The organism is Dyadobacter endophyticus, assembly GCF_014641595.1.
GTDB classification, from domain to species: domain Bacteria; phylum Bacteroidota; class Bacteroidia; order Cytophagales; family Spirosomataceae; genus Dyadobacter; species Dyadobacter endophyticus.
On record NZ_BMIA01000001.1, the window covers coordinates 1691966 to 1707451 of the forward strand.

Annotated in this window: 8 protein-coding genes; 7 read left to right on the plus strand and 1 reads right to left on the minus strand. The window is 51.9% G+C overall.

Translation table 11 applies throughout. From position 1 onward, the window contains the following. Positions 1-7: 7 nt before the first annotated feature. Positions 8-3325, minus strand: coding sequence for a SusC/RagA family TonB-linked outer membrane protein (locus IEY24_RS06935; protein ID WP_188929958.1), 3318 nt, complete (start codon positions 3323-3325; stop codon positions 8-10). A gap of 486 nt (positions 3326-3811) precedes the next feature. On the opposite strand from IEY24_RS06935, the gene IEY24_RS06940 reads away from it, so the two are divergent. The 7 genes from IEY24_RS06940 to IEY24_RS06970 all read left to right on the plus strand — a co-directional run bounded on the left by IEY24_RS06940 (position 3812) and on the right by IEY24_RS06970 (position 15476). Next, positions 3812-4006 (plus strand): LuxR C-terminal-related transcriptional regulator, encoded by a 195-nt coding sequence (locus IEY24_RS06940; RefSeq protein WP_188929960.1) that lies wholly within the window; start codon positions 3812-3814, stop codon positions 4004-4006. Positions 4007-4336: 330 nt separating this feature from the next. Next, positions 4337-6076 (plus strand): 3-keto-alpha-glucoside-1,2-lyase-like domain-containing protein, encoded by a 1740-nt coding sequence (locus tag IEY24_RS06945; protein ID WP_188929962.1) that lies wholly within the window; start codon positions 4337-4339, stop codon positions 6074-6076. A 25-nt stretch (positions 6077-6101) separates the two neighbouring features. Further along, positions 6102-8120 carry a plastocyanin/azurin family copper-binding protein gene (locus IEY24_RS06950; protein WP_188929965.1) on the plus strand — a complete coding sequence of 673 codons (2019 nt, stop codon included), beginning with the start codon at positions 6102-6104 and terminating at the stop codon, positions 8118-8120. Positions 8121-8243: 123 nt separating this feature from the next. After that, positions 8244-8900, plus strand: a complete 657-nt coding sequence (locus tag IEY24_RS06955) for an RNA polymerase sigma factor (protein WP_229221545.1) — start codon at positions 8244-8246, stop codon at positions 8898-8900. Positions 8901-9161: 261 nt separating this feature from the next. Further along, the gene (locus tag IEY24_RS06960; RefSeq protein WP_188929968.1) at positions 9162-10247 is read left to right on the plus strand and encodes a FecR family protein; all 1086 of its coding nucleotides are present in this window, start codon (positions 9162-9164) and stop codon (positions 10245-10247) included. A 214-nt stretch (positions 10248-10461) separates the two neighbouring features. Next, positions 10462-13920: a SusC/RagA family TonB-linked outer membrane protein gene (locus IEY24_RS06965; RefSeq protein WP_229221548.1), complete on the plus strand. Its 3459-nt coding sequence runs from the start codon at positions 10462-10464 to the stop codon at positions 13918-13920. Between the two features lie 23 nt (positions 13921-13943). Beyond that, positions 13944-15476 carry a SusD/RagB family nutrient-binding outer membrane lipoprotein gene (locus IEY24_RS06970; protein ID WP_188929971.1) on the plus strand — a complete coding sequence of 511 codons (1533 nt, stop codon included), beginning with the start codon at positions 13944-13946 and terminating at the stop codon, positions 15474-15476. Positions 15477-15486 lie beyond the last annotated feature (10 nt).

Sequence of the window (15486 nt, forward strand, 5' to 3'; positions counted from 1 at the left end):
TGAAATTTTACAGTTTGAAACTCACATTGAAACCATAGCTGCGGCTCGAAGGAATCGACATGTATTCGATGCCCGGCAAAGCGGTTCCTCCGTTGTAAGCCATTGTTTCGGGATCCACGTGCGGCACTTTCGACCACAATGCCAGGTTACGTCCTACCAACGAAATGGTGATGTTCTTGATCGGCGACCGCCCCAGGATGCGGTTAGGGATCGAGTAACCCAGCTGCAATTCACGAAGCTTCACGAACGAAGCGTCGTACATCACACCTTCGGCGATGTTGCGGCCGCCCGTAAAAGCGGTATGCCACGCACGGGCTGTCAGTTTCACGTCGTTTTTGCTGAATGAACCATCCGCATTCTGCACCACGCCGTCGCCGATCACACCGTTGCCGGGTTTGCCCAGGTCGTATCCATCGGCACGTCCTTCGAGGGTTTCTTTAATGATACCGCCTTCACGGCCAACCACCTGTGTTTCAGAAAATATCTTTCCTCCATGGCGAATATCGAACAGAAAGCTCAGTCTCACATTCTTATAGCTGAACTGATTGGAAATACCTGCGAGCCAGTCGGGATTGTAGTTACCCATTTTCTGAACGTTGGTAGTAGGCACCGGGCGACCGTCTTTGTAAACGACCTGACCTACATTCTGGCCTGACGCATCATAATAAGGCAGGGAAGGGCTGGTGTTTTGCACACGCGCAAATGCGATTCCGTACATGTCCCCCATCCTTTCACCCACGCGTGCCTCGATGCTTACGCCTTTGCTCGCCATCACGAAGTTGGTGATACCGTCGGAGAGTTCGAGTACTTTGCTGCGGTTAGCCGAGAAATTGATGCCGACATTCCATTTGAAATCATTGATTTCCACCGGTGTTACATTCAACATCGTCTCAAAACCCCAGTTTTTGATCTCACCCGCATTGAAGAAACGGCCATTATAACCGGTTGTCTGTGAAAGGGGGATTTGCAGGATCTGGTTTTTGGTTTTGCTTTGGTAGAATGTAAAGTCCAATCCTACGCGATTCTTGAAGAAACGCACATCCGCACCCAATTCGAATGCAGTACTGATCTCCGGTTTCAGGTTCAGGTTAGCCAAACGATCGGTCTCGCCGTAGATCTGCGAGCTTCCGAAAGGCGTGCTGGGATTGTAAGCCTGGGTAAAGGTAAACGGATCGGTGTCATTACCTACCTGCGCGAAGCTTCCGCGGAGTTTGGCAAATGAAATCACTTCCGGAAGTTTGGTCATGTCGCTCAATACGGCGCTCAATGCTACCGAAGGATAGAAGTACGAGTTGTTTTCAGTACCAAAAGCTTTCAGGGCTGTCGGGAGCGTCAATGCACTACTCCAATCGTTACGTGCGGTAATGTCGAGGAACAGGTAATTGCGGAATGAAACCGAGGCCGAACCGTACAAACTGTTGATACGCTTGCCTACCTTGCTTTGCGAAGCTACGAGCGCAATGCGGGAGTTTGTCAGGTTGTAAATGCCCGGCAAATTCAGCTGGCCTGCATTTTCCTCGTCGTAAATAGAGCTCTGGCGGTTCTGGTTGCCACCGAGTGTCGCCGAAATGTTGATATCCCTGGTGACGTCCTTGTTGAACGACAATAGGAAATCGCTGTTGCGTTCCTCGGTGTTGATCTTCGTTTCGCGGTACTGACCGAACGGAAAACGTTGCGTGCTGAATGCGCGGCGGTATTCGCGCCGCTCGTTGCCCCAGTCGGTAGCCGTCCGCACTTGCAGGCTAAGCCAGTCGGTAAAATCGTATTTCAGGATAACGTTTCCGATTATGCGGTTCACTTCCTGGCCGTTGGTATTTTCAAAAACCGTCAGGTAAGGGTTATCGTGGTAGTTGTAGTTCCAGCTGAACTGGCGTCGGTCTTCCAGACCGTTCATCCATAAACGTTTCATATCACCTACATCGACCGAACGTGGCAGCCAGCAGTTGAACAGGTACATGATGCTCTCCGTACCATAGCTGATCGACGGACGGTTGCCGCTCGCGCTCTTGATATAGCTCACAAATGTTTTTGCCGAGAGCTTCTTCGTCAGATTATAACCTGCACTCAATGAGACAGTATGGCGTTTCAGATCGGTGTTCGGCACAATACCCGTCTGGTCGAGATTGGTGTACGATAAGCGAAAACTACCCTGGTCGTTATTTCCAATCAATGCGACGTTATTCGTCAAGGTACGGCCTGTCCGGAGGAAGTCTTTCAAACCGTCCACATCCGGTACCCAGGGGGTTGCGGTGATCACACTACCCGCGGGGGCATTCAGGTCCCCACCGAGATAAGGGATTACCTGTCCGTTCAGTGTACGCGGTGAGTTGTATTGCGGGTAGCTCTGGCCTTTGAACTCCGGCCCCCAGCCTTCGTCGGTACCATCCGTGAGACCGCCACCGGCGCCATTCACGAACGCGAAGTCGCCTCCGTTACCATTGCCTTGTCCGTATTTGTTTTGATACTCAGGCAATTTCAACGCACGCTCGAATGTGGTGTTGCTATTCACTTCCACACCGATGCCTTTGTTGCCCTTACCCGATTTGGTGGTGATAAGGATCACCCCATTGGCCGCTCTTGATCCGTACAAGGCCGCAGCCGCCGGTCCTTTCAGCACGCTCATCGTCTCCACGTCGTCGGGGTTGATAAAGCTCGCGCCATTCCCGAAATCGACTTCCAGGTTCCCCTGGCCCGAGCCGCCTGTGATGGAGTTGCTGATAGGCACCCCGTCGATCACGTACAACGGTTGGTTTTTGTTCAAATCTACCGACCGCTCACCCCGGATCGTTACCCGTGCCGAACCGCCGATACCCGACGGGCTTCCTACGACCGTCACACCGGCCACTTTACCGGCCAACTGGTTCACAATGTTGGTCTCACGCGCTGTAACGATGCTTTCACCTTTCAGCTCCTGCACCGCGTAACCCAACTTGCGGACGTCTTTTTTAATACCGAGGGCCGTCACCACTACCTCCTGAAGTTGTTTCTGATCGGCAAAAAGCGTCACGTCCGCCACGGCACGGCCGCCGACCGTCACTTCGTGCGAAACGTAGCCGAGGAACGAGAATGTCAGTACCGAGCTGGCGCCCTTCACCGTGATCTGGTACTTTCCGTTGGAATCCGTCACTGTACCGTTGTTACTCCCTTTTTCGATGACGCTCACGCCCGCGAGAGGCGCCTTGTCATCATCGGAGATCACCTGCCCGGTAATAACCGACTGTGCGACGCCCGCGTGGCAGTAGAGCAGCCCCGTGAGCATGAGCCCGGTGTACGCGCTTCTTCTGAAAATACTCAGCCGAAAGCATAAGTAAAATTTTTTAATCATGAGCACTAGGTTATTTAGGTGAGAAAAGAATGGAAACAGGCAATACGCCTTGCAAAGCGCAAAAATCCGGTTAAATACAGACTGTTATGTTAAGTATTTATTAACATACTATAAACAAATCTTCCCTTCGACACTGCCTCCCCGAGAACCGGTAACTACTACTGACTAACACTTTAAAATTCCACGAATGTCCCTCCGCTGTGATCGGACGTCTGCATCGCGCCCCTTTAAATTTACAAAAATGAAATGCAACCGCAAACAACCTTACCGGCTTGTTTATCAACATTTTACAAAACAATGGTCACCAGATTGGACTATTCCGGACATGTGTTTTGGAATAATACAGAAAAATCCTTGAATAAGGCTACTAAACACCGCCAGTTCTCACACCAAATCCTCCTGTCATTCCCCCCTGCAGTTTCAACCCTTGCCGATATACGCCAGGGCGGCGGGAGGCATAGGTGTTAAACTTTTGATAATTCAAATATGGACTATGCTAATTCCCGGATGACGATACGGAAAGATAGTGGTATCAATGCAAATCCAAAACCAACAATCGCCATGTTCACCTCCCGGGAATACGAAATTATCAAGCTGATCGCGCAGGGTTTACCATCCCGCGCGATCGCCGACCGGCTATTTGTCAAAAGCGGCAGTCGACGCTATTGGCATTGCGTTTAAGGGGCCATTGCCAAGTCTGAGGGGCAATCCCGAGTTTTTGACAGAGCAATGCCATAGTGCCGGTGGACCTGGCACACGCTCATGTTCAAATGCCTGCTGTACAATTACCCGCAAAAACGGCTACTATGCATCATGCGGGCAATCTTGTAACTGTACGAAAGAGGAGTAATAAAACTTCACCACGCCGATTAAAATACGCAAGGCTGCTTCTTCACAAGCAGCTTTTTTTATTAAAAACCGTTCAAAAAATTCATACTATTTCCGGATATAATGGTAAAAAAATGTCGAACTTCGTTTTTTAATTGTAAACAATACACTTAATCGATTCCAATGCATCAATTGTTTCAGAAAGTCTCCCTCCTGCTGCTGGCTTGCCCGGCGATGGTGATGGCTCAGACAGGAAAGGGAAACTATTCTCCGCTTCCCCTCAAAGACCTCAGCGCATTTGAAAGCGCCGCTCCCAACTGGTCGATTCAAGGTGGCATTTCCATACACCCTACCGGTACGGCGAAGCCCAAAACACTGACCGGCGACGGCGTACTGATCGGTAATGCAGGAACCGTGCTGACTACCAAACTGAAAGCGAGCGACTTACGGCTATACATCGAATTCAACGTTTCGCCGGGAGCCGAGGGAAATATCATCCTTCCGGGCGGGCAGAAAGTAAAGATCTCCGATAGCAGCAAACAAAAGACAGCGGACGCCACGACGTCGGGGTATATCGGCCAGTTTCCGAACCAGAACGCCGCTAAATCGGCCGGTCTGTGGCAGACACTCGAAATTTCCTATGATGCATCCGTACAACACATTCCTAACTCCGCACGCCTGAATGCGCTTTCGCTAAACGGCGTCACAGTTCTAGAAACCGTTTACCTTCCTAACTCAAAAGCCGCAGCAGATGGCCAGCCCATCGCATTCGAAGTTACCAAAGGCAGCATCGCATTCCGCAATGTAGGCTACCAACTTCTTGCTAATCGCAAGCCACTGTCAATCAGTAACCTAAATTACAAAGTTTACGCAGACAAATGGGATGCCAAAGAATATAGCAAGCTCGACCACGAGGGTCAGTCTCCCCTGCTAACCCAGGAGGTGACCAACGGAATGCGGGAATTTCACCTTGTGTATGAAGGGGATATCGACGTAACCGAGGCTGGCGACTACATTTTCACGACTATTTATTCCGGTCCTGTCCTTTCGGTTGATATCGACGGCAAAAGCGTGGTATCGTCCGGTGAAGCCACTTCTCAGGAAACACACACCGGTTCTATTAACCTGACACAGGGCAAACACAAATTCAAAATTTATTACTCGCGCTTCCCGTGGCGCCAGCCTGCATTGGGGCTGCGCGTGGAGAAATCGGGTGTGCGCCCTTACGACCTGCATTCATTGTCGTCCCTGCCCGAGCCTGAACCCAAGCCCTACATCAGCGTGACGCCCGACAAGCGCCCGGAAATGGTGCGCTCATTCATTCAGCTGGACGGCGAAAAATCGAAGCGTACGCATTGTATCTCAGTAGGAAGCCCCGATGGCTGGAATTATACCGTCGACCTGAACCGCGGCGCATTGGTACAGGCGTGGAGAGGCCAGTTTGCCGACGTGACCGAGATGTGGTACGAGCGCGGCGAGCCGCAACTGCTTTTCCCCGCTGGCCTCAAAGTACATGTTTCGGGACGCAGCAGCGTAGCGGTGCTCGACAATGCGAATGCAACGTGGCCCGATTCTTCCAATATCAATTTCCTTGGCTACAAAATCGATCAGAAAGGTTACCCGGTCTTCCGTTACGCGATCGGCTCGGCGACGGTGAGCGACGAACTGGTTTCGGGCGGCAACAGCCTCTCGCGCACGTTCCGCGTGGACGGCCGCCTGGAAGGCACGCCCGCAGGTGCGCTATACTCGCTGCTCGCGAGCGGCAAGCAGATCACCGAAATAGAGAAAGGACTTTACCAGATCGACGACCGCTTTTATGTGCAGGTTGATAAAAAAGCCAAAGCGGTAGTACGTCCGGCCGGTGAAATGAAGGAGCTTATCCTTCCTGTTTCCAACACGACCAGCTATTCCCTGTTTTGGTAAAACCTCATTATCTGATTTGTATCTAATGAAAAATATTCTTTTAACTACACTGATTACCGCTGGCTGTGTGAACGCGTTTGCGCAGTCCAAACCCAATAAGATTGACGACTATTACCGCATTATCACCATTCCGATTCCTGAAAACATCAAAATGGAAATAGGTGGGATGCAGGTACTGCCCGACGGCCGTCTCGCGACGTCAACCCGCCGCGGCGAGGTATGGATGATCGGCAACCCGTACCTGAAAGGCGACGGCAAGCCTTCGTTCCACCGTTTCGCATCGGGACTGCACGAGCCCCTGGGCCTGTATTATCGAGGTAAAGACTTCCTCGTGTCGCAGCGCGGCGAAGTTACCCGCCTCGAAGACACCGACAACGACGGTGTTGCGGATGTTTACGACTCGTTCTCGCGCTGGCCATTGTCGGGTAATTATCACCAGTATTCTTACGGACCGGTACCCATGCCGAACGGCGAAATGCTTGTTACGCTCAACCTCGACTGGGTTGGCCGCGGCGCCAGCCAGTCGAAATGGCGCGGATGGATGCTGAAACTCGGCCAGGACGGCAAGCTCACGCCCTGGGCGACGGGATTGCGCTCCCCTTCCGGCTTCGGATCGTATAAAGGCGATATTTTCTATACTGAAAACCAGGGCGACTGGGTGGGCTCAGGCCGTATGACACATCTTGAAAAAGGCGACTTCGCGGGTAACCCTGCCGGCTTGCGTTGGAGCAAAGAAGAAGGATCACCTGTGAAACTGACTCCGGAAGATGTTCCGAGCACCGGCGAACCGCTTTACGATGTTGCCAAGAAGGTTCCTGGCCTGAAACCACCGGCAGTTTGGTTCCCGCACACATTGGTGGGTATCTCCACCTCCGATTTCAAGGAAGACGTAACCAACGGGGCGTTCGGGCCATTTACGGGACAGATGTTCGTGGGTGACCAGGGACATAGCATCATCACCCGCGTTGACCTCGAAAAAGTGAATGGCGTGTGGCAGGGAACTGTCTTCCCTTTTCGCGAAGGTTTTATGTCGGGTATCCTTCGTCTGGAATGGGGTCTCGACGGCTCGATGTTCGTAGGCCAGACGAGCCGGGGATGGTCGGCAACGGGTAAGGAAGAATTTGGTATTCAAAGACTTGTATGGACCGGTAAAATGCCGTTCGAAATGAAGACTGTCCGCTCGACGCCCGATGGTTTTGAGATCACATTCACCAGTCCTATCGACAAAAAGGCCGCTGCTGAGCAAGATGCATACAAAATGAACAGCTTTACTTACCGCTACCACCGCACTTACGGCAGCCCGATTATTAACACCCAGGAAGTGCCTTTGAAAGGCATTATCGTTTCAGAAGACGGCCTGCGGGTGCGTCTGGTAGTCGATCCAGCGACACTGCGCAAAGGGTACATCCACGAAATCAAGGCGGAAGGCGTGAAATCGGCAGACGGCAACAACCTGCTGCATGCGACGGGTTACTACACATTGAACGAGATCGCCGGCGGCCAGGCGGCCAATGCGTCTCAGTTTACGACGACCGTGAAAGCAAGCACCACGATGGATCACAGTGGGCACGGCGCTGCGGCGCCCGGCGAAACGGCGCCCGGCGCAACGGCAGCCAATACCGCCGCCTCAGCCAAACGCGTGACCGAAATGCCGGCCAGCTGGACCAACGGACCGGATCAGGTGGTGACAATCGGAACCGTTCCGGGTTTGAAATTTGATATTTCCGAAATTCAGGTGAAAGCTGGCAGCAAAATTAAAGTCGTTTTCAACAACAACGACGATATGCTCCACAACCTGGTCATTACCAAGCCGGGGGCAGCCAACGCGGTTGGTGAAGCGGGTTTGAACCTGGGCTTGAAAGGCACCGAATTGAATTATGTGCCCAAAACGAATGATGTGCTTTTCCACACCAATATCGTGGAGCCTGAAAAAACGGAGGCGATCTATTTCGTGGCGCCAAGTCAGGCGGGCACCTACCAGTACGTTTGCACATTCCCCGGGCATTACTCGCTGATGCAGGGGAAACTGAAAGTAGTGAAATAACCTGCCCTTGCAGTCTTCCAACGGGGCGGCGAAACACCGCCCCGTTTTATTTTCCCCTAACATTTCCAACACAGAATAATTGCCGCCATTTCACAAGGAGAATACCCCTACCGGCGGCTTTGATTGGCACAATTCATTGATTTAATACAACATTGCCGTTACATTAAGGATTTGAATCAGGACGAAAACATATCGAATACCGGCGAGCTGAATATCAGGCTCTGGCAGCGGTTCAAGGCCGGCGACGCAGAAGCGCTCGGGCAGCTCGCCCAGACGCATTACCGGGCGCTGTACAACTATGCCACAAAGTTTTCTTCCGATCCCGATTTCATCCGCGATTCCATTCAGGAGCTTTACCTCGAACTTTGGGAACGCCGCAATTTTCTCTCCGAAACCGCATTCGTCAAGTCCTATCTACTTAAAGCGCTCCGCCACAAGCTCATCAAGGAAAGTATCCGCCTGAAACGTTTCCACGAGCCGCAAGTGGCCATTTTCGATACCGATCCGTCCGATCCTTCCATCGAAACCAACATCATCGAGGCCGAGCACATCCGCTTTCAAAACGGCCGCCTCAAACGCATCATTTCGCTGCTATCAAAACGCCAGCAAGAGATCATCTATCTCCGCTTTTATCAAAACCTCGACAACGAGGACATCGCCAGCGTCATGGGGCTGGGACGGCAGAGCGTTTCTAATCTGCTCTACCGGACATTGAAAGAGATCAAGGAAATCTGGGCTCCGGCGGAGTTTTTTTGGGTGTTGCTTTTCTTCTTATCGTAAGTAAGGAGGAAGGGAGAATGGAGATTTGAACGAGCCCGGCACGAGCAGCGGCTTTATACTTAATTTACTTTTAATTTAAAATAACACTTTTAAAAAGTATTAACCAATTTTAACTTTTTATACTTATATCCCTCCCTTCCCTCTTCCCTTTATCACTTTTTAAAATTTTTTTTGACTTTTTTGGTTATCCCGGTATTCAAAACAGACATACTATTTTAAAGAGCCTGCAAATGCTCTGAACCGTATGTTTTTGTTTTGCCGATGAGCTTACACCGAATATTTACTGTGGAGGAACTGGCGACGGACGAATCGTTCCGACGTTGGGTTATGGCGCCTACACCGGAACTCGACCGTTACTGGCAGCAGTGGTTACTACAAAATGCCGACCGTGCGGGCGTCGCGGCACGTGCACGGGAGCTGGTGCTCGCGGTGCATGACCTCTATAAAGATGATCTTTCGGACGAAATGCTGCGGCACGAAATCGCGGAGATCACGCGTATTGCCGAAGTACGAAAAGCGGAAGGCCATATGCCTTTCTATCAGCGCGCAGTGTGGAGGGCGGCGGCTGTGCTGTTGCTCACCGGTGGTCTGAGCTGGCTTTACTACACGTCCCATAACACGATAGCGCCGTCCGGTAAAGGGCAGGAAATCACAATGGGCCAGGAAATGCTGATCAAAACCAACGCTACGGAAGTGGAAATGACCGTGCTCTTGAGCGACAAAAGCGTAGCTACACTGGCGAAAGGCAGCAGCATCCGGTATCCGCGGCAATTCGCTGCCGGAGAGCGCCAAGTGTACCTGACGGGCGAGGCGTTTTTCGACGTAGCCAAGAATCCCAGACAGCCATTCCTGGTATATACCAATGAAACCGTCACGAAAGTGCTCGGTACGAGCTTCCGTATCAAGGCATTTGAGGGTGATAATACGGAAATGATTGCCGTTAAAACCGGTCGCGTATCGGTGTATGCCAAGAAGGAATATGAAATCTCACGAGGAGCTAAACCGGCCGGTGTTATCCTGAACCCTAATCAGCAGGTGGTTTTCAACCGTAAGGACAACAAGCTCGAAAAGGCCGTTACGGCCAATCCGGTGCTACTCGCCGAATCGGCAGTGCAGAAAGAGCAGGTGTTCGACGACAAGCCGGTCGCCGAAGCATTCGATGCGCTGGGCAAAGCTTACGGCATCAGCATCGTGTACAACGCCGAAACGGTTTCCAACTGCATGATCAGTGCGCAGTTTAGCGAAGAAAATCTGAAACAACGATTGAATGCAATATGCCAGGCCATCGGTGCCGGCTATGATATGGAGAATGGTCGCGTTGTGATCAGTTCCAAAGGATGTAATTAATCTCTCTAAACCCTTTTCAGGACTAAAATCAACTACCATTAATCCCAAATTTCGCCTATGATATACCAGTAACTCTGCTCCCCTTTGAATGATAAAGAGCCAGTGATGATTGCGCCATCACCGGCCCTGCTACTCCCCTCGCCCGGACTGGAATCTGTGGCGTACAGGAGCGTTTTGTCCCATCATTTCAATTCAGAACAAAACTTTCAAAAATATGAAAAAACACCGACATCTATCCCGGCTACTTTACAGGGTTATGAGAATATCACTTTACCAATTATTAATTGCCTTTATCTTTGCCTCAGTGTCGGCAGCGGGCACCGTTGGGGCACAGGATATTCTGAACCAGAAGATCACAATCCAGGTCAGTAACCTCGAAATGAAGACGGTACTGAACAAACTCAACAAGCTGACACAGTTGCGTTTCACGTACAGTTCTTCGCTGATCAAATCGCAAAGAAAAGTTTCCATCAATGCCGTCGACAGGTCGCTTGGCGATATTCTGGACGACCTTTTCAAACCTGCCAACATCACTTACAAGATCGAAGGCAAGCAGGTTGTGCTGATTAAAAACGCCGCCGAACCCGGCAGCGCATTACCCGAAGTGATCCGCAACCAAAGCGACATCGACCGGAATATCACAGGAAAGGTGACCGACGAAAAGGGTTATCCCCTGCCCGGCGTGAACATCGTCGTGAAAGGCACGAAAGTAGGAACCGCCACGAATGCCGAGGGCTCATTCCAGCTAAGCGTGCCCGATGGCGGCGGCATGCTGGTGTTCTCGTCTGTCGGCTTCACGCCCCAGGAAATACCGTTGGGTAACCAATCGAATTACGACATTTCCATGACCCCCGACGTCCGCAACCTCGAAATGGTGGTGGTAACGGCGCTGGGTATCAAGCGGGATGCCAAAAAGCTGGGATATTCGACGGCAACGGTTAATACCGAAGAATTGACTACCAACCGCACCACCAACCTGGGTAACAGCCTGCAAGGCAAAGTAGCCGGTCTCAACGTAACACCACCCGCGAGCGGTCCCGGCGGTTCTACCAAGATCCGTATCCGCGGCCAGTCGTCATTCGGAGGCAACAACTCACCGCTGATCATTGTAAACGGCATTCCGATCAATAACAGCAGCGTTTCGGCGGGCGGCTCTAATGGAAACGGTACAGGTAACCCTACGGGCGGTTCTTCCGATGCGGGGGATGGTCTGCAAAGCATTAACCAGGACGACATCGAGTCGATGACCGTATTGAAAGGCGCCGCTGCGGCCGCATTGTATGGCTTCCGTGCGAAAGACGGTGCGATTATCATCACGACCAAAAGCGGCAGCAAAACCACCGGCATCGGCGTGGAGCTGAACTCGAATTTCCAGGCCCAGGAAGCATTGGATTACACCGATTTTCAATACGAATACGGCCAGGGAGAGTTTGGAAAACGCCCTACCACCGTGGCCGAAGCTCAAAGCTCGGGCGTTTTTGCATTTGGCGAGAAGCTCGACGGCAAACCTACACCGCAGTTCGACGGCAGTACCCAGCCTTACGTAGCCCACAAAGACCGTATCAAGCAGTTTTACCGCACAGGAACCAGTTTTACCAATTCAGTTGCATTATCAGGTGGTAATGAAAAAGGAAATTTCCGCCTCTCTTTTGCCAATACCGATGCCAATGCGATCATGCCGAATTCGGCTTATCATAAAAAAATCTTCAACCTGGGGTTGAACTACAAGTTTACCAAAAAGCTTTCCGCGCAACTGAACGCAAACTATTCCAACGAGTATAACAAAAACCCGCCGCAGATCGGTATTCAGGACATGAATGCGAACACCACCATTTATACCCTGGCTACGAGCATCGACACCGACTGGCTCAAAAACCGCAAGGACGCCAACGGTAACGAAATGCCCCTGGCGCGTTTCACCAACCGCAACAACCCTTATTGGGTGGCCTACGACCGCTTCGAAAACGTGCGCCGCGACCGGATTTTTGGAAATACTTCGGTACGCTACGATTTCACCGACTGGTTGTTCGTCCAGGGTCGCATCGGGCAGGATTATTACACGCGTCCGTACAATTACAACCGCCCGACGGGTACACGCTCAATCGGTGCCGTGGCGACCGGTTTCAACGGTTATTACTACCAGGATGTAGCCACTTTCCGCGAGCGTAACATGGACATCCTCATCGGCGCCAACAAGTCGTTCGGAGATTTCGGCATCGACATTACATTGGGTGGCAACCAGATGCTGCAGGTAAGCGACAATGTGTCTACCGCCGTAACCAACTTCTACGTGCGCGACCTGTACACCATCGCCAACGGTCAGGTCAAAAACCCGAATTACGGTTATAGTAAAAAGAAGGTTAACTCTATTTACGGATCGGCTGAATTTTCCTACAAAAACTTCCTGTTTGTGAATGTGACGGGACGCAACGACTGGTTCTCTACTTTGAACCCACAATCAAACAGCTACTTATACCCATCCGTGAGTGGCAGCTTTGTGTTCAGCCAGGCTTTCGCTAATGCACCTGACTGGCTCACATATGGCAAGCTCCGCGCTGCTTATGCGGAAGTAGGTGGTGATACCGACCCGTATTCCAACAACCTGTATTACGCTATCAATGCGAACCCTTTCAATGGAACGGCGCTGGGCAACCTGCCGTCCACCGTCAGCCCGAATGCGAACCTCCGCCCGCTTAAAGTGAAGGAAACGGAAGTCGGCCTGGAATTGAAGACATTCGACAGCCGCCTGAACCTCGACCTCTCGTTGTACCGCAAAAACACGGTGGATGAGATTCTGAACGTCAGCATTTCGAACACTTCCGGTTTCAGCCAAACGAAGGTGAATGTGGGTAAGCTGCGTAACCAGGGCGTGGAGTTTTTGCTCACCGTCGTACCAGTACGCAACGACAATTTCACCTGGGAAACCAGCTTCAACGGCAGCTATAACATCAGCAAGGTGATCGAACTTGCTGAAAGACAGGAGCGTTTCGACGTCGGCACCGGCGAATTCTTCGGTATTGTGTCACATGAAGTGGGCAAGCCGCTTGCCTCCCTCCGTGGTTTCGACTACAAGCGCGATGCGCAGGGCCGCATTATTACCTCGGGTGGTCTGCCCCAGCAGGGTAACCTCACCACTTTCGGCAGTGCGATCCCGAAATGGGTGGGTGCGTGGGTGAACACGATCAATGTGAAAGGCGTCCGCATTGGCACACAAATCGATTTCAAGGCGGGCAACAAGATCCTCTCGAACTCGAACCTGAACTTCCTGCGTGAAGGACTCTCGAAACCATCGCTTGTAGGCCGCGAAGGTGGCGTGTTGCTCGAAGGTGTAACCTCTACCGGCGAGCCGAATGCCCAACGGGTGGAAGCACAGCAATTCTATACCGCTTACCGCAGCACCAACCTCGCCTCGCCATTCGTGTACAACGGTGCATTTGTGCGCTGGAGAACGATCTCGGTGGGCTACGACCTCTCGCGTTTCGTGCGTGATAAGAGCTTCATCAAAGGCCTGACACTCTCCGCGATGTGCAACAATGTGCTCATGATCAAGAAATACATCGACAATCTCGATCCCGAAGCACAGGTATCGGCATCAGACAACCTGCAAGGCATTGAGACGCATACCTTGCCGACCACGCGGAGCTATGGTATCAACCTGAATATCAAATTGTAACCTGACTATTGAACATTGTTTTTATGAAAAGAATATTCATATATATCACAGCTTTGAGCGTTCTGGCCGGCGCGAGCTCCTGCGACAGCGGTTTTGAGGAGGTTAACAAAAACCCCGTCCTCGCGACAGACATCGATCCCATCTACCTGTTCTCCAATGCGGAATTCACGTCTGCCATTGCCACCCAGAACTACCAGATGCAGATCGTGCAACAGATTAATACACCTTACACGGGCGTACTCGAAGGCGGGAACCACAATGCCGTTTCCGATCCCAATTCGAATGCAAACTTCAATTCGCTATACCTGCAAAACGGTCCGGTGAACCTGCTGACGACCGTCCTTTACAAAACCAAGGATGATCCCGCGCGGTCGAACCTGTACCAAATGGCGCGCATCTGGAAGGCTTACGTATTCATGGTTTTGGTGGATACTTACGGCGACGTACCCTATTTTGAGGCCGGAAAAGCGTTTCTTGAAGGCATTAACCTGCCGAAATATGACGACCAGAAAGTCATTTACGACGACATCCTGAAAGAATTGCAGGAAGGTACCAAAGCGCTGGACGCGGGCAAGCCCATTGAAGCGGGTGATTTGTTTTTCAAAGGCAATATCGCGCAATGGAAAAAGCTGGGCAACTCGCTGCTGCTCCGCGCTGCTATGCGTTATTCCAAAATCGATGCAGCGAAAGCTAAGCAATATGTGGCGGTGGCTGTCGACCCGGCGAATGGCGGCTTGCAAAGCTCCAACGCCGACAACGCGCTGATCGCATTCAACAGCACATTTAACCACCCGCTGGCCAACTATTTCCAGGGAACCGAGCGCGGTAATGTGTATCTGGGCAAAGCATTGGTCGATTTTCTCAAAGAAACGAGCGACCCGCGCATCCGTGTGATCGCAGTGAAATACGAAACGCCCGGCAACCCACTCGCTACTGCCGGGGCCGAAGATACCGCGCCTGCGAACCAGGAAGGAATGCCCTACGGCTACAATGAATCGACGATCGCGAATGCGCCCGGTTTTCCGGGCAAGATTGGTTCTGCATTCAAATATTCGCAGATCAACCGCCGCACGCTGGGCAAAATCGATGCACCGGAGTTCTTCATCACCTGGTCCCAAACCAGCCTCCTGCTCGCGGAAGCGGTGCAGCGCGGATGGGCCACGGGCGACGTGAAGGCATTGTACGAAACAGGCGTGCGCGCACATATGAACCAGATGGCCACCTACGACGTGCTTGCCACCATTCCGACCGCAAGCCAGGACGCATTCCTGACGGCGAACCCGTTCCTACCTGCCAAAGCGTTGGAGCAGATCAACAACCAGTACTGGATCTCCTCGTTCCTCAACGGCTCCGAAGCCTGGGCCAACTTCCGCAGAAGCGGCTTCCCGGTACTTCCTGTGAACAATTACCCGGGTAAGGACCCGTCGGTGAAAGATTTTATCAAGAGATTGGTGTACCCTGTGCTCGAACGCTCTGTCAACGAGGCCAACTATAAGGCGGCTATCGCCAGAATGGGGCCCGACGAGCTTGGAACACCCGTTTTTTGGGATAAATAATGACTATTAC